Below are 18,410 nucleotides of genomic sequence, written 5' to 3'. Positions count from 1 at the left end.
GCTGGTGGCGTTCGCGCGCCACGTCGATCCGCTTTCCGGCCGTCTGCACGGCCGGCTGCGCAAACGCTGATCGTTCTCTTGATCCGATCGCTCGGCTCGCGCGGGAACGCGCACGACGCGCCGCGCCGTGCGCGCCGCTTCGCGCTGCTTCAGCGCGACGGCAGGTAGCGCGACGGATCGATCGAGCGGCCGCCGTAGCGCAGCTCGAAATGCAGTGCGACACGGTCGTTGTCGGTGTCGCCCATCTCCGCGATTTTCTGTCCCTGCGCAACCGTCTGGCCTTCCTTCGCGAGCAGCGTGCGGTTGTGTGCGTACGTCGTCAGGAAATCGGCGTTGTGCTTGACGATCAGCAGGTTGCCGTAGCCGCGCAGACCGTTGCCCGCATAGACGACCGTACCGGCTGCCGCCGCGACGACGGGCGTGCCCGCCGTGTTCGCGATGTCGATGCCCTTCGACTTCGAGCCGTCGAACGAGCGGATCACGTTGCCGGCGGCGGGCCACACGAGCGAGATGCTCGACGCGGGCTTCACCGAGGGAGCCGACGAGGTGGCGGGCGACGACGGCGCCGGGCGGCTCGGGCTGCGCGAGGCGCTTGCCTTGGCCGACGTCGAAGCGGAGCCGGGCGGCGGCGCGACGCGCAGCACCTGGCCGACTTCGATCGCGTCGGGATTCGCGATCTGGTTCCAGCGGACGATGTTCGCGACCGACTGGCGATTCGCGCGCGCGATCTGGGAGAGCGTGTCGCCGCGCTCGACTCGGTAGAAGCCGGGGCCGACGGGCGCCGAGCCGCACGCGGCGAGCAGCGCGGCAAGCGATGCGACGACGAGCCGTCTCGTTGTTTTCAGCAACATTGAACCTCGCAAAGCACCGCCGCGACGGCGCGCGGCAGCGGATACAAAAACGTCTGATTTTAACGGGTTCGGCGGCGGGCTCGTCGTTTCGGGATATCGGGACGTCGGCGACGGGTGTTCGGACGGGGCGGCACGCGGGCGGAGCGGGCCTGCGCGGCAGCCGTTCGAGCAGGCTGCCGCGCCTGGTCGAGCGTGGTGCGCGGCGTTACGCGAGCGGCGTCACGCGGATGCGCAGCGCCGCGGTTTCGGTTGCGCCCGGCGCGACGTGACGCAGGCCGAGGCCGTTGTGGATCGCGTCCGGCAGGCCAAGCCACGGCTCGACGCAATAGAAATCCGATCCCGGCGCTTCGGTCCACGTCGTCACCGCGTACCACGGCACCGAGCCCGGGCGGTTCAGGTCGATCTCGATCGCGTGGCGGCGGCCGGGCATCAGCACGCGCACCGGCTCGGCGGGCACGCCGTCGAGGCAGTGGAAGCGGTCGAGGATGCTCGGATCATCGAGCGTGTGGCGCGGCAGGCCGGCCTCGGGCGCGCTGATCGAGCCGTCGTCCAGTTGACGGCGTTGCTGCGTCGGCGGCAGTTCGAGCACCGTCGACGCGCGTTCGGCGTGCGGCAGCGCGAAATAGAAATGATGGCCCGCATAGTGCGGCAGCGGCGTGTTCCCGAGGTTGGTCGTGGTCAGCTCGACTTCGAGCGTGCGCTTGTCGACGAGCCGATAGCGCGCGGCGAAACGGAATTCGAACGGAAAGCCGGCGCGCGTGCGCTCGCTGCTTTCGAGCGTCAGTGTGACGCCGCGGCCGTCGGCGTCGACTTGCGCGTCGAACGGCAGATCGCGCGCGAAGCCGTGCATCGGCAGTTCGCGGACGACGCCTGCGCCGTCGCGCCAGAAGCCGATCCGTCCATCGACGCGGTGGCGGCCGAGAAACGGGAACAGCAGCGGATTGCCGCCGCGGATCTTCGCGGGGAGGGACCAGTCGGCGGATTCCGGCCAGAAGACGATGCTTGCACCGTCGATGCTCCACGACAGGAGTCGTCCGCCCGCTTGGGGCGCGATGCGCGCGAGCGACGCGCCGTCGATGAGTTCGAGGATGTCCTGGTTCTGGAAAGAGGGCATGGCGGCAGGCGTCGACGTTCTTTAGGGTAGGGCCGCCAAGGATAGCGGAATCGTTGCGGGCTTGTGCGCGCAGGGCGGCGCGGCAGGTGACGCGCGGACAGCTAAGGGAAATCGCGCATGCGGGAAATCGAGAATGTCAAAAATGGCAAGCTGTAAGGACAATGACGCAAACCGGTCATTCTTAAAGCACCGGATCTGTACCCAATAAGGAGCGAACATGGATCTGGCAACTGCAATGGCCCTCACGCTGTTCGGCATGTTCACCGGCAGCACCGTGCTGTTCTTCTACAAAGTCGGCCGCTGATTCGCCGCTTTTCGCTCTGAAAGCATTGTTGCAATCTGCGGCGGTTCGCTTTCGCTCCAGCTTTCAATCGTATTAAAAATGTATCTGGCTGTTAGCCAGATGCCCGATTCGCGCCAAACGCCTTGGCGCGGTCATTCTCGCTCGGCATAATCGGGGCGCGGTTTTTTCGGGCGGCGCGGCGATCTGCACGACGCCGTTCCCGTCAGTTCTCCTCGCTTAACCCTCTCCGATAAAAGGACCGACGCGTGAGCCTCTGGTTTCTGGTATTTCTGAGCGTCCTGCAGGGCGTCACCGAACTCTTTCCTGTCAGCAGCTTGGGGCACACGCTCCTCGTGCCCGCGCTTGTCGGCATGCACATCGACAAGCACGCGCCGCAATTGCTGCCCTTCCTCGTCGCATTGCACCTCGGCACCGCGTTCGCGCTGCTGTGGTACTTCCGCGAGCGGTGGGTCGCGCTGATCGCCGGCTTCTTCGCGTCGCTGAACGGGCGCAAGAACGACGAGGGCCATCTGATGTGGGCGCTCATCATCGGCACGATTCCGGCGGGGCTCGTCGGGCTGCTGCTCGAAAAGCGCATCGAGCGGGTGTTTCACGATTTGCGTATCGTCGCGTTCGCGCTGATCGTCAACGGCGTCCTGCTGTGGCTCGGCGACCGCATCCAGCGCGCGCGCGCGCATCGTCCGCCCGAGAAGCTGACCTTCAAGCAGGCGTTTTTCGTCGGCCTCGCGCAGATCGGCGCGCTGATTCCGGGCTTTTCGCGCAGCGGTCTGACGATGATCGCCGGCAACGCGGCAGGGCTCACGGCGGAGAAGGCGGCGGAGTTCTCGTTTCTGCTCGGCACGCCGATCATCTTCGCGGCGGGGCTGCTCGAATTGCCGAAGCTCTTCCACGCGCCGGATCAACTCGCCGACGCGCTGCTGGGAGGCGTGTTGACCGCGATCGCCGCGTATCTGAGCGTGCGGTTTCTGATGCGTTATTTCGAAGGGCGCGGGCGACTTGCTTCGTTCGGCTTGTACTGCGTGCTCGCGGGCCTTTTCTGCCTCGGCTGGTTCATGGTCCACACACAGCCGGTTTGATGCGCGATTGGCGTTTCCGATCGCTTTCAGGAAGCGATCGGGTATAATTCCCGGCTCGGTTTTTGCCGGGCTTACTGTGGGATGCTGTCATGGCTGTCGGAACATTTCGGCAGCCTCCCGCATCGCTGAGATAGGCGACGCTTGCCGCCATCTTCCTCCTCCTCGACCGCCCTTAGCTCAGTCGGATAGAGCAACGGCCTTCTAAGCCGTAGGTCACACGTTCGAATCGTGTAGGGCGGGCCAGAAATAATCTTTTTGCATCAACCGCTTATGCCGCTTCCGACTGCGGCGGTTCTTCCGACTGCTCGGCCGACATTGACAGAAACTTGACAGTGTCGGCGTGCTGGGCGAGGTGGCTTGGCGCGAGGTGCGCATACTTTTGCACCATCGCGATCGTTTCCCAGCCACCTAACTCCTTTAGCACCATCAGCGGCGTGCCGCGCTGCACATGCCAGCTCGCCCAGGTGTGCCGCAGATCGTGCCAGTGGAAGTCGACCATTCCGGCCACCCGACATGCACGCGCGAAGTCGCGCTTGTCGATTTGCCGAATCAGCTTGGGTGGTCCGTCTCCGCGTGTGTACTCTCGCGTGAATACGAGGTCCGTAGCGGTACGCATGCGCTGCTCCAGCACGCTAATCGCGTCCTGATTGAGCGGCACAGCTCGAGCCCGCTTCGACTTCGCTTCGGCGTGCGTGATCCACGCGTTGCGTTGAGCGAGATCGATCTGCGAAACCCTCAAACCAAACAATTCCGATTCGCGCATTCCGGTTGCCACTGCGACGATCGCCGCGTCGCGCATCCACGGTAAGCGCAACGCGTTGATCATCGTCATGATGACCTCCGGCGTTTCCCAACGCACGCGCACATCCGGCTCCTCAAAGCGGCGAAGCTTCGGCGTGCGGCCGAGCCATTCCCACTCAACGCACAAGTTCAGCAAGCGTCGGATAGTGTTGATGTACCTGTTGCGTGTCCCGGGCGCGAGCGGTCGTGCAGGCTTGCCGTTCACCATCTTGTGCGTAGGTAGAGCATCGAAAATGCGCTCGGCCGTCAGCAGTCGAACTGGCGTCGCGCCGAACTGCTCCCGCCAATACAGCACATGCCGGAGCTTCCCGGCGTAGTCGCGTTGTCCGACGCACTGCTGAAGGAACCTAACGGCAGCTTCCTCGAAAGTACGATCGGCCTTTTCGCCGAGCTTGTCCTGTCTCCACAGCTCGGCTTTTAGTCGGTCGTGATACTCCTGCGCCGCCTTTCGATCGCGGGTTTCAGTAGAGCGTCTAATTCTCGCGCCGCTTGGCGGGCAGATATCGAGGTGCCAGATACCGGATTTTTTATCTTTGCGGATGGGCATTCAGTTTCTCCACCGACCCGCAGCGATAGCCGGGTCAGATTGTTGCGCTTTTCTCCAAGTCCGGCAAGTCGAGACGGCCAGACGCGCCAGAGGCGTGAACCGGGAAGGCGAAATCCAATTTGATGCCGCATCGCGAATACCGTGCTATAGGACAGTTGGAGGCGTTCGGCCACCTGATGAAGCGTGAGCGCGATTTCTTCATTGACCTCGTTGTCCGAACGGCCAGGCGTTATCGCGAAATCGTGCATGCTAGGATTCCTTGCAATTCGAATTCAAAAAGTACGGGGGTAGTCGTGGATCTTGAGACGATCAAGCTGTGCGCTGAGTGCACCGAACTTCACGGGCAACCATCGATCGTCAAGTCGAAGCATCTTGTGATGGTCGGCGCCGGTGTGTTCCAAGGCGAATGTCGGGAAGAGCACTACGAGTGCTCGACGTGCGGGGCTGCATTTGCTCGTGTCCTGGCGGGCGAGAATGCGTCCCGCGTATGGCTGGCCGTGAATTCGATTCAGCATTGACGCTGAGGCGTGGCGAGCCGTCAGACTCATGAAACCCGGGAGTGCTACGATTGCCTCGGTTAGTTTCACGATCTGACTCAAATGAAGCGTTTGTTTACGATGCGCGGCTACCACGTCGACTGCGCGCCACGCGGGACCGAAGACGGCCAGTTCGCCGCACAGGTGACGTTCACTTACATCGGCTACAACCCGGAAGCGTCGTTCAAAAATCTCGGGACGTACGAAACCGAAGAGGCGGCCGTCGAACGGGCGCGGTCGTTCGCCGTTGAATGGCTCGCGCGATACGGTTGAGCGAGCGCCATGCTTGAACGGCTAGCATTCCGCGGCTACAACATAGAAGTTGAGGCGATAGAGTGCGACGCGGATGCGCTCGGCCCGCGCGGGCTGGCCGGCATGCGCTGAGGCCGTCGAGGATGGCACGCACCATCGGTGCCCGTGAATAGTGTGGGGGTGTTCTTTCATGCTAGGGGGCAACCTAAAACGGGGGGCGACATGCATACTCCAGAGCAGCGCGAGGAGTTTCAGGCGGCACATAAGGCCTATATCGAATTGCGTGAACGGCATGAAGCGGAAATGCTGGCGATCTTTCGAGGCGAGAAAGAGTTAGACCATCAGCGTCTGTTGGCGCAAGCGGCCGAAGTGGTTCGAGCACACAAGCGATTTGTGGATGCAACACTGCCTTTCACTGGTTGGGGGGGGCGGCCTCAAGACGTAGCCAACGGCCGGACTCACATCGTGCTCCCCGGGAATTCATCGTGCGTGCGGCCGTCGAGCAGGCGGCCGGCGGCGCGCTTACCGGTTCGATGCATGACGGTGACGGGGAAGTTGCCTGCATCACGCGCGCGCATGAAGTCGCCTCCATTGCGCAGTTCGTCGCCGTGTCGATCCAGGCAGATCCCGCCATTCACCCACGTCGACGCCTTGTTGACCCACTGTTGGAAGGAGTCGAACTGGCGAAACACCGGCTCGCCGCTGCTCATCAGAAAGGCGTCTGTGTGCCATTCACCCCATTGCTTGAACAGGAATGGCACGCCTGCGTCCGCACACTGGCCGCGCAGATCACGCGCCCAATTTGGATGCATCGGCCGCGCGCCGGGGCCGCTTTCGCCGCCGACGATCACCCAGTGTAGGCCGCCATCATCGGGCCGGCGACATTCGAATTGGCGCTTGCCTTCGTGCGTGCGCCAGTTTCCTGTTGGCTCGCTGAAGATGTGAAACCGCAGATCGACGGGCCCGAGCAGCGGCTCCATCGACAGGAAGCGCACGCGTGCTGGCGTCGCGAGCAGCTTCGGGATGTCGCGATCCGCTTCGGCCTGGTTGACGATCGTCGCGCCGAGCCAGACGTTCGACGGAAGAAAGTCGCATAGGGTTGCCGCTTGAACCATCCGCTGAACGTTTCCAACGCGCTTCGTGAGCAAGAGCCAGTCGAGATTCGGCGTGTCGACAATAAGGTCGAACAGGTCGCGGCGCCACGCCGGGTCGACTGCATTGTCGAACACGTCGGCGAGCGACGCGCAGAACACGCGCTGGCGCCGCCCGTGCGCGGCGAAGAACTCGTCGTGCGCCGCATTCCACGCGAGCGGCTTGCGCCAGTTCGCCGGCGACGTGCGGCGACGCGGCGCGCCCGGTCCCCAGTTGACGGGCTTGCCGCCACCGAAACGCGTGTTGCGCGCTTCAGCGTAGCAGTGGTCGCAGCCGGGGCCGACCTTCTGACAGCCTTCCCATGGATTCCACGTAGAATCACACCACTCGATACTTGTTTTTTCGCTCACGTGCGGCTCCCTTGAGTGCGGGCTCCGCGCGCTTCATCCACGATTCGGCAACCGTCGTACTGACATGCGCGAGGCGTCGAGCATCCGGCACATGGAGTGTTCAAGTCAGTAGCCTCGGCGCGCGGCTCCGGCTGCTGAGCGGCGAGAATTCCGCGAAGCGCGTTCACGAAACACGATGCGTCGTTAGGCCCGATCGTAGTGGGCTTTTCAAGGCTCAAGGTCTCGATCAAGATCTCGACCCAGCGCCGGTTGATCTGCGCCTCCGTCAGCGTCTTATTCATGCTTGGTTCCTTCCTCGGCAGTCGGCTTTCCGCAAAACGGGCAGTAGCTCGCCAGCACTGGAACGAGCTTTCCGCGCGTGAAGCCTTTCGCCTGAGCCGCAATCTTGAATTCGGTTTTGTGGATCACACGGATCGAGTTGACGCTCATTGCAAACCCTGAGGACTGGCAATCTGCCGTTGCGTCCTCGCCGAGTTCTTCGGTATATCGCTTGGCGAGCTTCATCTCGATTTCACTGATGCAGTTGCAGTTCATGACTGATTGGCTCCCTGCAATTCCTTGATAAATGAAGCCGCCGCTTCAGTGGACTCGAAGAAAAAAGCCTTATTCGTTTCGCCGTTGTAGACGTGCGCCCACTTCTTCAGATCCGGCTCGTAAGCCTGCACGCTGTACTTCGGCTTGAGCGTGTTCATGTCCACCCACGGATGGGGGCGCATTCTCCAATTCGGATGCACTCTGCTGCGCGCGATTCCAAGTTGCGTCTTATTCATGGTTGGTTCCTTCTGCTTGGTGTTTTTGAATTTGTTTTTCTTCGGCGGTTTTGTGCTGCCACAGGAACGTGTCGTGCCCCTTGGCATAGAGGTAGGTATCGCAGGCGATAAACACCGCGCAGCACAACCAAAATGCAGCCCACGAACTCATTGCTTGGCTCCTTCGAGAAGAGCGTCGAGTGCCGCATCAAGCTTTTCTCCGCCATCTACAAATGCGTTATGCAGATCGGCGTCTGGGCCAAAATCACCGAAACCCGCGCGAATCAACCTATATCTCGCCGCGCATTGCGAATCGTCCGTTAGCCTCTGCCGAGTGGCGACCTGCGCGGGCGGTGCGGTGAGAAAGCCCAGCGGGAACCAAACTCCCGAGTCCTTACGGCACTGCTCGATCACGTCATTCCAGAGCCAATCGCCCGAGAGTTCTCCCGTGTCCGGATGCTTGCGGACCCACGCCACCGCCTCTTGCCCCGCTGCCGCTGCGGATTGCGCGGGCGGGGTGCGGCTGGCAAGCCGCTCGACGATAGGCCATGCTTCGGCGATTGCGGAGCGAATGGCGAAGTACCGATGTTCACCGAGCTTCTTCAGTTCGCGCAGCGCAGAGATCTCGCGCGGCGTCAGCTCCGCTGCGGGCTGCGACGCTGCCGCGCGGGCCGCCTGCCACACCTCCCAAGCACCTTCGCATTTCTCTGCGGTGTACTTGCCGTCACTGCCCGTCACGCATGCGAGGCCGCGATACGATTCCGGTACGTCGCGCATCCACCATGCCTCGAACGCCGCCCGCTCGTCTGCCGGCGCTGCTGCTGCATCTACGGAGGGAGAGGTGTCGTGCTCCATCAGATACTTCGCCAGTGCGCACGCAAAATCTGCGGCGAGCCGTTCGTCGATATAGCGGCCGAAGTCGTGTCGGCAAAGGCGCTTCGCGAAGAACTCGGCGATGTAGCCTCGTCCTCCCGCGCTGGTGGTCACGTCATGCGGCCCGATGGGTTGCGGCACCGCTCCCGCCACCTCAGTGCGAGGGGCGCGGGTGTCGCGCAGCACTTTGACATAACCAGCGCGCGATTCTAGTACCTTGCGCAGCCCCTCGTTGTCGTTGTCATAGCCAAGCTGGAACCCTTTATGCACTCCGGCGCAATACGCGCCATCACAAAGAGCATCAGTTCGCTCATCCGCCCCATTGCCCGTGACTTCGAGCTGGGCGGATGGTGCGTGCTGCGCGATGCTCGGGGTATCCGTAACGGCCCGCGCGCCGGCCATGAAGCCAAGGCCGAAATACTCGCGCCCAATTTCTTCATGTTCCGGCTTAATGTAGGCGTTTTTGATAGCCTCTTGGAACGTGGCGACCTGCGGCACAGTGCGCTCAACGCTGCGTACCGTGGCACTGGCCGGCGCTGCTTCGTGCTGCTCGACAGGGGATGCGGCGAGGATGGCACGCACAAGCGCCGCGCTCCATTGCTCGAATGTTGGGCGCCCTGTGATACTTTCTGCGGCAGCTCTGTACATAGCGAATGCTGCATCGTCCGTCATCGCGTCAGCGCGGCTCTTCTCTTCGTTCGTTTCGTTCGTCATGTCCGCCTCGCGGTTCAGTAGTCACGACCCGGGTAGTAGGTGTTGATGCTGTTCTCGTCGCCGTCGATGATCGAGGTGATCGTCTTCGTCAGCTTTTCTTCGATCGCCTTCTCGATCGCGCCGGCCGCGACGATGTTCGCGAAGGCGGTGGAAACGGCTTGTTGCAGTTCTTTCATGGTGTGGCCCTCATGCGCATCATTTGAGTTCGAAAAAGTGCTGGCCCATGCAGGCGCCAGCAAAGCGGGGGTTTAAGGGCGGACACTCAGCGCTCGCATAAGGCAGCGTTGCATGAGGTGAACGGAGTGACGGAGCCCAACCGCCACCGCCGAGCGTCCGCTCTTGAATCTCCGCGGGGAAAAAGAGGGTGCCGAACTGGCCACCCTTAAAGGCCGCCCATATCCGAGGGGAGAACCGGGCGCAGGCTCAGAACTTCGTTACTTGATCTGGACGAACGGGACGCTGTTCGCGCCCATGTATTGGGGAAGCTTGCCGTCCCACTTTTCGATCGCCATCTGTTGCAGGATCTGGCTGTTCTCGCGCAGTGCTTTCGCTTTCACTTCGAGCGCTTCGGCCTCGCCCTTGGCGATTGCGACTTGCTTCGCCGCGTCCGCCTCGGCGGCACGCAGTTCGTTCTCTTTCTGCTGCGCGATCTGTGTTGCGGCGATTTTCCCGTTGATTGAGTTCATGACCTGCTCGGGAAGGCGCATCTGGTTCACGAAATAGACCTTCTCGACGCTGATTCCGACCTTTGCGGCGTTCGCCTTTACCTCGTCCTCGACGCGCTGTTGCAGCGCCGCTTTGCCCTTGCCATAGACGTCCTCGACGGCCATCGACGCGCCGGCGAGATTCAGTGCGTCGCGCACGATCGCGCGCAGGTAGACGCCCGTGATCTCGTCGACGCCGCGTCGGTACTTCTGGAATACCTTGGGCGCGTTCTCGCGCGGGATTGCGTAGCTGATGCCGACATCGGTGTTGACTGACAAACCCTCCACCGTCTGGAACGTGAACGACTCGTCGGACTTGCCCGCTTTGTCCCACACGTAGGACTGTGTGAACGTCGGGAACAGGAATATGTCGACGTTCGGCCCGTTGAAGTAGCGACCGGGACCCTTCACCTCGACGTTGACGCCGCGGTCGTCGCCGTAGCGTTGTACCTTCACGCCGACATAGCCGGCCGGGACGTTGTCGCAACCGGTCACGAGGAACATCACGGGCGCGAGTAGCAAAATCAGAAGCAGGCGTTTCACTTGTTCTCCTTGATATGAGGGGGAAGAAATTTCACAAAGGCGGCGGCATACGCCAGCCACACGAACGGCACGGCGAGCAGGGTGATGCTGCTGTCCTGATTCACCAGCCATGGAGTCACGATCGACAGCAGCACCAGAAACAGCACGGCCGCGACAACGAATTTCGAAGCGGTTTTGATGGGTATCTCCGGTAAAAAACGGCGGGGCGCACATACGGGCCGCCCCGCCGAAAGGCCGCGCTTATCCGAGAGGAAAACCCGCGCGCGGCGAGCGGGGAACTGGGGTTGCCGGGCTGCGACTGCCACAAAAAAGCCACGCGCCCGGAGCGCCGGGATGTGCGTGGCTATGGGGTAAGTCGTCGTGCTACGATTCGCACCAAATAAAGCGGGGGTGTGATGAAAAAGATTTGGCAGTGCGTGGAAATCGGGTTCGCGCTCACTGCGCTGGGAATCGTAGTGACTTTCCTGATCTACGCGTTCAAGGGCCGCGGCGACGGGGTAGCCGCGTGGGTACAAGCGGTTGGGTCGATTGCGGCGATCTGGGCTGCTTATAAGATTTCAGAACGAGAGGCGACGGCTCAAAGGCGGAATGCAAGGGAAGAGGCCGCGAATGCACTCGCTCAGCGCAGAGAGACTGTTGTCGAACTCATGGAGGACACGGCTACGATGTGTCACAACCTTGGGCAGCTCGCAACTGATAACGTCGCCGACTATATCGCTCTGTCTGACTATCGCTCGTCCGACTTTGCCTACGCGATCGAAAGCCTCGAGGCGATTGACCTCATCAGCCTCCAGTCTGTCCATTTGGTTCGGGGGATCATTGGGATGGTCAAGGAGACTCGCGCGGCCCAACAACTGATGGATGCTGGGATTGCGAAGCGGGTTCGTCCACCGTTCGGTCGAATCAAAGACCACTGCGAGCGTTCGGAAGCGCACTATGCCCGCGCAATGCTAGCAATTGGCGTTGAGCCGAAATACTGCCCATTTGATCCTGATGAAGAGGCGTACGAAGACGCGCTTTACGCCGACGACTGACCCATTCGGGAAAAAATGCCCCGCGATCGTTCAAAGAGCGCGGGGCAAGATATTGCTCACGAGGGGAGTGGTGCAGACCGACGTCATACACCGCGGACGAGCATACGCGTTAACGCCAGTGTATTGCGATGCTCCCCCAAGGAGTCGGAGGGAGTCATCTTGAACGACATTAACAAAATTTCCGTTCGTTTCCTCTTGCAGATCGCATTGTTCACGTAGCGATGCGCGGGCTGTGAATTGTTCGATCTGCTTCTACCTCGCGTTGATCAGCATAAGCGCAGAGTAGAAGGTGGAGTGCGACGAACACGGCGGCGCCGGCCCACACCTTTAGCGTCGTCATTGCAGCAATCCGGCGCGATACGCAGCACAGAGAAACCAAACGCTGCCGATCGTGATGCCGTAGACGAGAACCATCCCGAAAGCTCGAGCGAGTCGCCCGTGTGGCCGGTCGCACGCGGCTAGTAGGTCATTGTCGAAAGCGGCTCTGTTCATGCTTGTCTCGTGTTGTGGAGAACTTCAGCGGTACGTGTGGGTCGACACGGCGAACGGTTCGATGGATGTATCGGCTTCTGGCTCTATGCGCCGCATAGAGCCGGACGGCATGAGTTCGACTGCGTCGAGGCAATGGCCGGCGAAGTATTTGCGGTCCTCATGCGCGATGGTGTCTTGGAGCTTGGCCCACGTCATCGTTTCGCGGATGCGGTATTCATGATTCGCGTGGATGTGAATCATCGTGATCCTCGGTTTTGTGATTGCCCGCGTGGCGGGCGCGGTTGGTCAGAACGGAATCCGAGCAAGCGGAATACATTCCGCGATGTCGCGCGCGATGGACGCTGCGAGGTGAGCACTCCAACCCATCACGCGGAACAGGTGTACACGAACCGCGAGAGGGTCTTCAGGCGGGCAATAGATTGCGCGCGCGACGTTTTGCTCTTCTGCGTTCATCCACTTCAGCGCGTACAGGCCGTTTTCTCGGACCATGCGACGTGTTTCGCGATAATCGGTGCGGTTCATGTCTTTCTCCTGTAGCGGGAGCGGTTGTTCAGGCGGCGTCGCGGCTGCCGTTAAGCCACGCGACTCGTTTCGCTGCATCGCCGACGCTCGAATGGTCGGATTCCGCCTGCCACTTGCCTTGCGGATCGTAGAACCCGACCGTATAGAGCACTCCATCGCTGGTGCGCTCGGATTCGATGTACACGTACATGTCGTTCCCTTTCGTGGTTGATTAGCGTCCGCCGCGGTCGTCGTCGACAGCCCGGGTGATCAGGTCGCGGGCGACTTCGCGTAGCAGATGCTCGACAAGCGCACCGCGAGGCATGCGGCGCAGCTCGAGCAGGTTCTTTGCGGATTGGCTCATGATCGAATTCCTAGACCTTGAGCCCGACCGTACGCAGGAACATGCGTCGGTCGTAGTCGAGCTTCATGCGCGCCGCGTGTCGCATAGCGTGAGCGCGGCCGATGTTCTCGCTGTACCGATGGGATAGACCGAGCAGCGCCCAAGTCTCACGGCTCGCGTTTGCGCTCACCTCAAGGTCAGCTGCCGCGTTCTCCAACCACTCGACCGACACGGTTGGGATCTTCCGATTCGATTCCACTGGATCTCCTTTCGAAGAGCAGCGAGCGCGCACGGCGATGCACTCGCGTAGTAGTCCTTATCTTTAGAAACAGGTTTCAACAGACGGTTACGAGCTCATCTGCTCAAAGCTGTTCGGCGAGGGAAGCCACTCCCATTCTCGAATCCCGCCTTGGATACGACCGGTTGCTCCCTCTCGGGTCCCGGTGCGCTGGCACTCTTAAAGATCGATCCGCCGGAGCGGTGGCGCAGCGATTAGTGCTGCGGCATGACTCGAAGAATAAACAGAAGTTTATCGACAGTCAACAAGAGTTTGTCGTTTTTTGCCGCTGAGTGGGGACGCGAGCGGATGCGCATGGCAAAGAAGTAGATCAGCCGGTAAATTCGGGGGAGGAATTGGACATGATCATGAGAATTCAACCCCTCCCACCCCTACAGTGCCTTGTTTTCTTTGACGCGGCCGCGAGGCACGGCAATTTCACGCGAGCTGCTGAGGAATTGAGCGTGACGCAAGGTGCAGTGAGTAAGCAGGTAGTGAAACTCGAGACGTTTCTTGGGATGACGCTCTTCGTCCGTGATGCTAAAGCGCTGCATCTAACCCGAGCGGGTCAGCAGTACGCGGACCGAGTACATGCGATTTTGGCTGACTGCGCCGAGGCAACCGCGCTTGTTATGAAAGAGCAGACGCCGCATAGCATCACAATTGCATGCGCATCAGGTACTGCGACGCTGTTTCTTGCGGATCGGATCGCTGAATTCAGCGCAGACCATCCGGAAGTGTCGGTACGGATACTCGTCCGAGAGGGGGTCTTCAATCTGAACGCGGCCGAATTCGATATCGGCGTCTACTACATCCGAGATGTGCCGCCCCCGGGTATTGTTGGCACGAGGATCATCGAGGAAGACGTTCACGCTTACTGCGCGCCCGCATTTCTCGGGGGGCATCGCGTGCCTCCGCAAGAACTGATGGGGGCGACGTTACTCGTCGCGGAGGAGCAACAACGCCAGTGGATGGGCTGGCGAGACTGGTTTCGCCTGACTGCCGGCGAGATCGGATTTAGGCCAGCTCGCACCATTGCGGCGAACAGCTATCCAGTATTGCTTCAACTGGCGTTGCGCGGACACGGGGTGATTCTGGGCTGGAAGCACATGATCACGCCGCTGGTTCAGTCCGGGCAATTGGTCTTGGCATCGGATGCGCATGCTAGCTTCCGCGGCGCGTATCAGGTCATCTGGCCCGCGGATCGCCGCGACACGCCGGCAGTTACTATGTTTCGGGAGTGGTTACTCACGCATGTATAAATCAGACGATTGGTTCACCATGCACCATTCCAGTAAGTCAGGCTGCACAGAGAATTTTTCATAGTAAGTAATTCGTAAATGGTCGTAATATTTCGTGCACGATCAAATTTTGTTCGATGATCGTAATAACTCAAAAATCCGAGGGCACGAAAAAATGCAATCATCAACGTACGCGCGTGGGGCCACGCGGGGCGCGGGCGCCGACGCACATATGAGGGCGGTCATTGCCGTCATCGTTGGCAATGGTTTCGAGTGGTTCGACTTCATTTCGTACAGTTTCTTTTCCGTCATTATCGCGAAACTGTTTTTCCCATCTACCGACGATAACCTTTCCTTACTGCTGTCGGTATCCACGATCGGTGTGGGTTTCTTTATGCGCCCTGTTGGTGGCATCGTAATCGGCGGAATTGCAGACAAAGTAGGGCGCCGCACGGCGCTTACCGTCACTATTGCTCTGATGACTGTCGGGACAGCGATGATCGGCTTCGCGCCGACATACAACGACGCCGGGCTCGGTGCGCCATTGATGATCGTCGTCGCGCGTTTGCTACAGGGGTTCTCGGCTGGCGGTGAGATGGGAGGCGCGACAGCGTACCTTCGGGAGCGCGTGCCTGCTGAGCGACACGGCTACTACACGAGTTGGATTCAGGCGAGTATCGGCTTCGCGATTATCCTTGCGTCTGTTCTCGCGGTGTTTATCGTGAAGTGCCTCGATCAGCATCAGATTGAGTCTTGGGGTTGGCGTATTCCCTTTCTGCTTGGGCTCGGGCTCGGCCCAGTTGGCATCTACATCCGCAGCAGGCTAAATGAACCCGGCGTCCATGCTGACGGGCGCGAGGGAGGGCACGCTCCAGTAGTCGAGGTTGTCAGGAGCTTTTCTCGTGAGGCACTGGTTGGATTCGGTCTGGTTGTCTTCTGGACGGTGTGCTCTTATGTTTTGCTGTTCTACATCCCGACCTACGCAACGAAGGTTCTGAAGCTTGCTTCGTCGACGGGTTTTATCGCGGTGCTCGTGGGCGCGTCGATTGTCTTGTTCATTACGCCCGTCGTTGGACACCTTTCCGATCGATTCGGGCGGCGCTGGTTTCTTGCGGGGGCGCTGATTGTTGCGATTCTCGCTGCCTACCCGTTGTTTGCGCTGCTGAATGCCAAGCCCGGCCTACAATCGCTGCTTCTCTTCCAGGTCGTGTTTGGGCTCGTGATCGCGGGCTACGAGGGGCCGATTCTTGCGGCGCTCAGCGACATGTTCCCGGATGGCGTGTTGTCGACGGGGATTTCGATTTCGTACAACCTTGCCGTGATCACGTTCGGCGGATTCTCTGCCGCGATCATCACCTGGGCGATCGCGACGACGCACAACAATCTTGCGCCGGCATTCTATGTAATCGCAACGGCCATCGTGAGCTTGATTGCTGTCTCTCTCTGGCAGCCTCGCAGGAAGTAATGACGATTGGGCGCGCCTCTCCATGAAAGATCCTGGGAGGCGTCGACCTTGCGAGCGCGTTCAATCTGACCTACGAGGTGGCAACTTGAAGAAATACAGCAAGGAGTTTGCCGCGGGAGCGCTGCAGTCTGTGAGCCTTATGGCAAAGGATCTCGGGCTACTCGCGGCAGAGAGAATTCGTCACTTACAAGCGATCTTCTCTGCGATCGATGCGCTGTCTGAGCGATCAGATCAAGCGCGCATAGCGCGTGATCTCGCACGGTGTGGAAATTGGATTGCCGGGGACGTCTGTGTTGACATAGACGACGCCGTCGAGTCAATAGCGCAAACTTTGCAAGACGTTCACTAACGACTGCCGCGAAATGCGGCTATCAGGGCTGCGACCTTTTCGGCGTCCGCAATGGGCAGATCGAGGAGGTCGCGGACCGCCTGTTGTATCGGCTCGGGCGCCGCTTCAAACTGCTCCTGAATCTTCACTTTCTTCCCCGATCCAGGGGGAGGCTTTCGCGATCGGCGAAGCGCGTCAAGACCCGCGTTGTCGAGATGCGTCAAATCGTCTTCGAGCAACACGTTCAAATCAATTTGGAAGTGCTTTGCCAGCTTCGGTGCCAGATCCGACCGGCTGCTGTCGCGCGATTCCAGCGCGTAGATCGGCTGCTGTGATTCGATGCCGATCGCGCGTGCAAGGTCCGGACGGGTCTCGCCCGTCAGGGTGCGTAGTCGTGCGACGTTCTTTCCGAGTGCCATGAGCCGGACTCTATAAACAATTGTATATTTGTTCAATAAACGAGAGTTGACTGTCGATAAACTATGGTTTATCGTTCGCGCATGAACACTTCGTCGCAACTCTCACCATTCGAAACGTTGTCCCTCGCAGTCGACCTCTGTGGCTCGCAAGCCGACTTCGCGAGGAGGGTCGGCGTATCGCCGCAAGCAGTCCGCAATTGGATCAAGCGGGATCGTCGTGCGTCGATCGAAGCTTGCCCATTTATCGAGCGCGCCGTTGGCGATTCGCGCGTCATCTGCGAAACGCTTCGGCCGGACTATCAAGGATGGGCAGTTCTGCGCCAACGGTTATTGCGTGGTGACGCGAACCTATCTCTACAGAAGGAGGCAACGGCGTGATGCCGGTCAGCCTTCTTCTGTCGGAAGCAGGTCGGCGAGCACAACCTCAAGGTGCTTGTACAGGTCGGCGAGTACTTTGCGGTGTTCGTCGTCGAACGCGGCCGCTTCGGCTGGATGCCATTCCGAAGTACCGGGTTCCGGCTCTAGCCCCTGAAGCGCTTCACGCAGGCGCAAGGGCGCGAGCTCGCGCGTTTCCTTCGGATCGCCGTCGACTTCCTCGAACGATCGTTGGACGAGTAGTCGCAAGACGATTTGCTGTAGGGCGAGGACCTGGATTCTGAGGCGGTGGTGATCGAGGTCGTGCTGCGTGAGCGGTGCCGGTTTTATCTTATTCAAGTTAACGATATCCTATGGATGGCAATCAGATGGCGAGTGCTCAACAAAAGGAGATTTCATGAAGCGCATGTACGCGCGTTTCGTCCTGTGGCTGATCCGGCCGGCGATCGAAGCACATCGTGCGGAACGCGAGCCGGACATCGCCGCATTGACCAAAAAGCTTAGTCGGACTTTACGAGCGTCAGAGCTGGTTTCTCGGGCTCGTTAGAGACGACCCGCAAAGCAATCTCGGCAATCTTTTCGCTCAATGGGTCTAGGCCGTCGACCTGAGTGAATTTCTCAATTAGCCGTTTGATCGTTGCCTCGGAGCCGGGATGCGCCACTTCGAGTGCCGCAATGATCGTTTGAATGAGGACGCGGTTAGCAAGAATTTCGAGTTCGTGGTTTGGAACTTCCATGAGGGCCCGTAGAGAAGTGGTTGTTTGAGAGCTGCCAATTCTAAGACGAAAGTCCGGGACCCTCGCCCAATGCAGTAGATCGCGCCTGCATGGCGTGGTCGAGGAAGTTGAAATTTCGTTCACGTCATAGGGACACACTTTAGTAGTCCTTACTGTGACGAACAACGTTCAGATGAGGATTGAATGAACATCATCGACGCCGCATACGCGGTTGTTCACGATTACCCGGGCGGCAGTGAGTCGCTCGCGCCGCGTCTTGGTATGTCGGCGGCGGTGCTGCGGAACAAGGTGAACCCAAACAACGCTACGCATCACCTCGGGCTCGCTGACGCGGTTCGCGCGACGGACGTGACCGACGACGATCGGATGCTCGAAGCGTGGGCTACGGCGCGGGGTTATGCGCTCGTGAAGTTGCCGAGCGCTGTGGACTGCTGCGACGCCGCGATCGTCGAACTGATGGGCAAGGCGTGGTCGACGCATGGCGACGTCGGGCAGGAGATCGTTAAGACGCTCGAAGACGGGCGCGTCGAGCGGCACGAGATCGAGCGCGTGGATCACCGAATCTTCAAGCACGCGCAGGTGCTTCTTGACATCTCCGCGCGGCTGCGCGGCATGGCCGAGTAGTGGGGAGC

Annotated in this window: 28 protein-coding genes and 1 tRNA gene; 9 read left to right on the top strand and 20 right to left on the bottom strand. The window is 60.3% G+C overall.

Annotation, left to right across the window (positions count from 1 at the left end; genetic code table 11):
- Positions 1-149: 149 nt before the first annotated feature.
- Together BG90_RS00905 and BG90_RS00900 are read right to left on the bottom strand one after the other, a co-directional pair.
- Positions 150-851, bottom strand: a complete 702-nt coding sequence (locus BG90_RS00905; RefSeq protein WP_010102904.1) for a peptidoglycan DD-metalloendopeptidase family protein — start codon at positions 849-851, stop codon at positions 150-152.
- Positions 852-1,056: 205 nt separating this feature from the next.
- Positions 1,057-1,965 (bottom strand): aldose epimerase family protein, encoded by a 909-nt coding sequence (locus tag BG90_RS00900; protein ID WP_010102906.1) that lies wholly within the window; start codon positions 1,963-1,965, stop codon positions 1,057-1,059.
- Between the two features lie 549 nt (positions 1,966-2,514).
- Here BG90_RS00900 and BG90_RS00895 point away from each other — a divergent pair.
- Positions 2,515-3,345 (top strand): undecaprenyl-diphosphate phosphatase, encoded by an 831-nt coding sequence (locus BG90_RS00895; RefSeq protein ID WP_010121369.1) that lies wholly within the window; start codon positions 2,515-2,517, stop codon positions 3,343-3,345.
- Positions 3,346-3,511: 166 nt separating this feature from the next.
- Positions 3,512-3,588: transfer RNA gene (locus BG90_RS00890), tRNA-Arg, on the top strand.
- Between the two features lie 25 nt (positions 3,589-3,613).
- Here the strand turns inward: BG90_RS00890 and BG90_RS00885 are convergent.
- On the bottom strand, positions 3,614-4,693 hold the full coding sequence (locus BG90_RS00885) for a tyrosine-type recombinase/integrase (protein WP_010121366.1): 1,080 nt from the start codon (positions 4,691-4,693) through the stop codon (positions 3,614-3,616).
- A gap of 122 nt (positions 4,694-4,815) precedes the next feature.
- Here BG90_RS00885 and BG90_RS37100 point away from each other — a divergent pair, with 122 nt between their 5' ends.
- On the top strand, positions 4,816-5,211 hold the full coding sequence (locus tag BG90_RS37100; protein ID WP_235363851.1) for a hypothetical protein: 396 nt from the start codon (positions 4,816-4,818) through the stop codon (positions 5,209-5,211).
- A gap of 81 nt (positions 5,212-5,292) precedes the next feature.
- Positions 5,293-5,502, top strand: a complete 210-nt coding sequence (locus BG90_RS00875; protein WP_010121362.1) for a hypothetical protein — start codon at positions 5,293-5,295, stop codon at positions 5,500-5,502.
- A gap of 437 nt (positions 5,503-5,939) precedes the next feature.
- Here BG90_RS00875 and BG90_RS00870 read toward each other — a convergent pair whose 3' ends face one another.
- The 9 genes from BG90_RS00870 to BG90_RS36350 form a co-directional block, all read right to left on the bottom strand.
- Positions 5,940-6,983 (bottom strand): phage Gp37/Gp68 family protein, encoded by a 1,044-nt coding sequence (locus tag BG90_RS00870; protein WP_010121358.1) that lies wholly within the window; start codon positions 6,981-6,983, stop codon positions 5,940-5,942.
- Positions 6,980-7,264, bottom strand: a complete 285-nt coding sequence (locus tag BG90_RS34465) for a hypothetical protein (protein ID WP_107950822.1) — start codon at positions 7,262-7,264, stop codon at positions 6,980-6,982. The genes BG90_RS00870 and BG90_RS34465 overlap by 4 nt, the downstream gene beginning before the upstream one ends.
- Positions 7,257-7,517, bottom strand: a complete 261-nt coding sequence (locus BG90_RS00865; protein ID WP_010121356.1) for a hypothetical protein — start codon at positions 7,515-7,517, stop codon at positions 7,257-7,259. The genes BG90_RS34465 and BG90_RS00865 overlap by 8 nt, the downstream gene beginning before the upstream one ends.
- On the bottom strand, positions 7,514-7,753 hold the full coding sequence (locus tag BG90_RS00860) for a hypothetical protein (protein WP_124072285.1): 240 nt from the start codon (positions 7,751-7,753) through the stop codon (positions 7,514-7,516). The genes BG90_RS00865 and BG90_RS00860 overlap by 4 nt, the downstream gene beginning before the upstream one ends.
- Positions 7,746-7,904, bottom strand: coding sequence for a hypothetical protein (locus tag BG90_RS36045; RefSeq protein ID WP_157135680.1), 159 nt, complete (start codon positions 7,902-7,904; stop codon positions 7,746-7,748). Before BG90_RS36045 ends, BG90_RS00860 begins: the two co-directional genes overlap by 8 nt.
- Positions 7,901-9,319 carry a phiTE_015 family protein gene (locus tag BG90_RS36935; protein WP_010121353.1) on the bottom strand — a complete coding sequence of 473 codons (1,419 nt, stop codon included), beginning with the start codon at positions 9,317-9,319 and terminating at the stop codon, positions 7,901-7,903. Before BG90_RS36935 ends, BG90_RS36045 begins: the two co-directional genes overlap by 4 nt.
- A 14-nt stretch (positions 9,320-9,333) precedes the next feature.
- Positions 9,334-9,495 (bottom strand): hypothetical protein, encoded by a 162-nt coding sequence (locus BG90_RS36040; RefSeq protein ID WP_010121351.1) that lies wholly within the window; start codon positions 9,493-9,495, stop codon positions 9,334-9,336.
- A 258-nt stretch (positions 9,496-9,753) separates the two neighbouring features.
- Complete coding sequence (locus tag BG90_RS00850) at positions 9,754-10,527, bottom strand: prohibitin family protein (protein WP_232355062.1); 774 nt, start codon at positions 10,525-10,527, stop codon at positions 9,754-9,756.
- 35 nt (positions 10,528-10,562) lie between these two features.
- Positions 10,563-10,871: a hypothetical protein gene (locus BG90_RS36350; RefSeq protein ID WP_162486564.1), complete on the bottom strand. Its 309-nt coding sequence runs from the start codon at positions 10,869-10,871 to the stop codon at positions 10,563-10,565.
- 90 nt (positions 10,872-10,961) lie between these two features.
- On the opposite strand from BG90_RS36350, the gene BG90_RS30915 reads away from it, so the two are divergent.
- Positions 10,962-11,600: a hypothetical protein gene (locus tag BG90_RS30915; RefSeq protein WP_025990459.1), complete on the top strand. Its 639-nt coding sequence runs from the start codon at positions 10,962-10,964 to the stop codon at positions 11,598-11,600.
- 516 nt (positions 11,601-12,116) lie between these two features.
- Here BG90_RS30915 and BG90_RS31475 read toward each other — a convergent pair.
- From BG90_RS31475 to BG90_RS00830, 5 genes are read right to left on the bottom strand one after another with little or no spacing between them, the layout of a single operon-like run.
- Positions 12,117-12,332 (bottom strand): hypothetical protein, encoded by a 216-nt coding sequence (locus BG90_RS31475; RefSeq protein WP_010121343.1) that lies wholly within the window; start codon positions 12,330-12,332, stop codon positions 12,117-12,119.
- Positions 12,333-12,377: 45 nt separating this feature from the next.
- Complete coding sequence (locus BG90_RS34455) at positions 12,378-12,614, bottom strand: hypothetical protein (RefSeq protein WP_038802134.1); 237 nt, start codon at positions 12,612-12,614, stop codon at positions 12,378-12,380.
- Between the two features lie 28 nt (positions 12,615-12,642).
- Positions 12,643-12,804: a hypothetical protein gene (locus BG90_RS36570; protein ID WP_010121341.1), complete on the bottom strand. Its 162-nt coding sequence runs from the start codon at positions 12,802-12,804 to the stop codon at positions 12,643-12,645.
- Positions 12,805-12,825: 21 nt separating this feature from the next.
- A complete protein-coding gene (locus tag BG90_RS37705; protein WP_010121339.1) occupies positions 12,826-12,957 on the bottom strand; it encodes a hypothetical protein in 132 nt (43 codons plus the stop codon).
- A gap of 10 nt (positions 12,958-12,967) precedes the next feature.
- A complete protein-coding gene (locus BG90_RS00830) occupies positions 12,968-13,195 on the bottom strand; it encodes a hypothetical protein (protein WP_010110028.1) in 228 nt (75 codons plus the stop codon).
- A 386-nt stretch (positions 13,196-13,581) separates the two neighbouring features.
- Here BG90_RS00830 and BG90_RS00825 point away from each other — a divergent pair, with 386 nt between their 5' ends.
- Both BG90_RS00825 and BG90_RS00820 read left to right on the top strand, forming a co-directional pair.
- A complete protein-coding gene (locus tag BG90_RS00825) occupies positions 13,582-14,475 on the top strand; it encodes a LysR substrate-binding domain-containing protein (protein ID WP_025990457.1) in 894 nt (297 codons plus the stop codon).
- Positions 14,476-14,629: 154 nt separating this feature from the next.
- Positions 14,630-15,919, top strand: coding sequence for an MFS transporter (locus BG90_RS00820; RefSeq protein ID WP_010110026.1), 1,290 nt, complete (start codon positions 14,630-14,632; stop codon positions 15,917-15,919).
- Positions 15,920-16,264: 345 nt separating this feature from the next.
- Here BG90_RS00820 and BG90_RS00810 read toward each other — a convergent pair whose 3' ends face one another.
- Positions 16,265-16,666, bottom strand: a complete 402-nt coding sequence (locus tag BG90_RS00810) for a helix-turn-helix transcriptional regulator (protein ID WP_010110024.1) — start codon at positions 16,664-16,666, stop codon at positions 16,265-16,267.
- A gap of 63 nt (positions 16,667-16,729) precedes the next feature.
- Between BG90_RS00810 and BG90_RS31470 the strand changes: the two genes are divergently transcribed.
- Positions 16,730-17,044, top strand: coding sequence for a transcriptional regulator (locus BG90_RS31470; RefSeq protein WP_038801590.1), 315 nt, complete (start codon positions 16,730-16,732; stop codon positions 17,042-17,044).
- Between the two features lie 6 nt (positions 17,045-17,050).
- On the opposite strand, the gene BG90_RS00800 is transcribed toward BG90_RS31470, so the two are convergent.
- Together BG90_RS00800 and BG90_RS00795 are read right to left on the bottom strand one after the other, a co-directional pair.
- Positions 17,051-17,380: a hypothetical protein gene (locus BG90_RS00800; RefSeq protein ID WP_010121335.1), complete on the bottom strand. Its 330-nt coding sequence runs from the start codon at positions 17,378-17,380 to the stop codon at positions 17,051-17,053.
- A 161-nt stretch (positions 17,381-17,541) separates the two neighbouring features.
- The gene (locus tag BG90_RS00795) at positions 17,542-17,778 is read right to left on the bottom strand and encodes a hypothetical protein (protein WP_009901179.1); all 237 of its coding nucleotides are present in this window, start codon (positions 17,776-17,778) and stop codon (positions 17,542-17,544) included.
- 183 nt (positions 17,779-17,961) lie between these two features.
- Here BG90_RS00795 and BG90_RS00790 point away from each other — a divergent pair, with 183 nt between their 5' ends.
- Entirely contained in the window at positions 17,962-18,402 is a 441-nt protein-coding gene (locus BG90_RS00790) for a phage regulatory CII family protein (RefSeq protein ID WP_010110021.1), read from the top strand.
- Positions 18,403-18,410: the final 8 nt, after the last annotated feature.

Source organism: Burkholderia oklahomensis C6786, from assembly GCF_000959365.1.
Taxonomy (GTDB): Bacteria; Pseudomonadota; Gammaproteobacteria; order Burkholderiales; family Burkholderiaceae; genus Burkholderia; species Burkholderia oklahomensis.
Note: the sequence above shows the minus strand (reverse complement) of the source record. Positions and strands in the feature narration are given on the sequence as shown.

Bases quoted from the DNA above. Each gene is read 5' to 3' on its own strand.
- BG90_RS00885 (WP_010121366.1), bottom strand. From the start codon at position 4,693: ATGCCCATCCGCAAAGATAAAAAATCCGGTATCTGGCACCTCGATATC.
- BG90_RS36040 (WP_010121351.1), bottom strand. From the start codon at position 9,495: ATGAAAGAACTGCAACAAGCCGTTTCCACCGCCTTCGCGAACATCGTC.
- BG90_RS00875 (WP_010121362.1), top strand. From the start codon at position 5,293: ATGAAGCGTTTGTTTACGATGCGCGGCTACCACGTCGACTGCGCGCCA.
- BG90_RS00900 (WP_010102906.1), bottom strand. From the start codon at position 1,965: ATGCCCTCTTTCCAGAACCAGGACATCCTCGAACTCATCGACGGCGCG.
- BG90_RS00865 (WP_010121356.1), bottom strand. From the start codon at position 7,517: ATGAACTGCAACTGCATCAGTGAAATCGAGATGAAGCTCGCCAAGCGA.
- BG90_RS00810 (WP_010110024.1), bottom strand. From the start codon at position 16,666: ATGGCACTCGGAAAGAACGTCGCACGACTACGCACCCTGACGGGCGAG.
- BG90_RS00790 (WP_010110021.1), top strand. From the start codon at position 17,962: ATGAACATCATCGACGCCGCATACGCGGTTGTTCACGATTACCCGGGC.
- BG90_RS37100 (WP_235363851.1), top strand. From the start codon at position 4,816: ATGCCGCATCGCGAATACCGTGCTATAGGACAGTTGGAGGCGTTCGGC.
- BG90_RS00820 (WP_010110026.1), top strand. From the start codon at position 14,630: ATGCAATCATCAACGTACGCGCGTGGGGCCACGCGGGGCGCGGGCGCC.
- BG90_RS00825 (WP_025990457.1), top strand. From the start codon at position 13,582: ATGAGAATTCAACCCCTCCCACCCCTACAGTGCCTTGTTTTCTTTGAC.
- BG90_RS00850 (WP_232355062.1), bottom strand. From the start codon at position 10,527: ATGTTCCTCGTGACCGGTTGCGACAACGTCCCGGCCGGCTATGTCGGC.
- BG90_RS34455 (WP_038802134.1), bottom strand. From the start codon at position 12,614: ATGAACCGCACCGATTATCGCGAAACACGTCGCATGGTCCGAGAAAAC.
- BG90_RS36935 (WP_010121353.1), bottom strand. From the start codon at position 9,319: ATGACGAACGAAACGAACGAAGAGAAGAGCCGCGCTGACGCGATGACG.
- BG90_RS34465 (WP_107950822.1), bottom strand. From the start codon at position 7,264: ATGAATAAGACGCTGACGGAGGCGCAGATCAACCGGCGCTGGGTCGAG.
- BG90_RS31470 (WP_038801590.1), top strand. From the start codon at position 16,730: ATGGTTTATCGTTCGCGCATGAACACTTCGTCGCAACTCTCACCATTC.
- BG90_RS00795 (WP_009901179.1), bottom strand. From the start codon at position 17,778: ATGGAAGTTCCAAACCACGAACTCGAAATTCTTGCTAACCGCGTCCTC.
- BG90_RS00860 (WP_124072285.1), bottom strand. From the start codon at position 7,753: ATGAATAAGACGCAACTTGGAATCGCGCGCAGCAGAGTGCATCCGAAT.
- BG90_RS36570 (WP_010121341.1), bottom strand. From the start codon at position 12,804: ATGTACGTGTACATCGAATCCGAGCGCACCAGCGATGGAGTGCTCTAT.
- BG90_RS30915 (WP_025990459.1), top strand. From the start codon at position 10,962: ATGAAAAAGATTTGGCAGTGCGTGGAAATCGGGTTCGCGCTCACTGCG.
- BG90_RS36045 (WP_157135680.1), bottom strand. From the start codon at position 7,904: ATGAGTTCGTGGGCTGCATTTTGGTTGTGCTGCGCGGTGTTTATCGCC.
- BG90_RS37705 (WP_010121339.1), bottom strand. From the start codon at position 12,957: ATGAGCCAATCCGCAAAGAACCTGCTCGAGCTGCGCCGCATGCCTCGC.
- BG90_RS31475 (WP_010121343.1), bottom strand. From the start codon at position 12,332: ATGATTCACATCCACGCGAATCATGAATACCGCATCCGCGAAACGATG.
- BG90_RS00905 (WP_010102904.1), bottom strand. From the start codon at position 851: ATGTTGCTGAAAACAACGAGACGGCTCGTCGTCGCATCGCTTGCCGCG.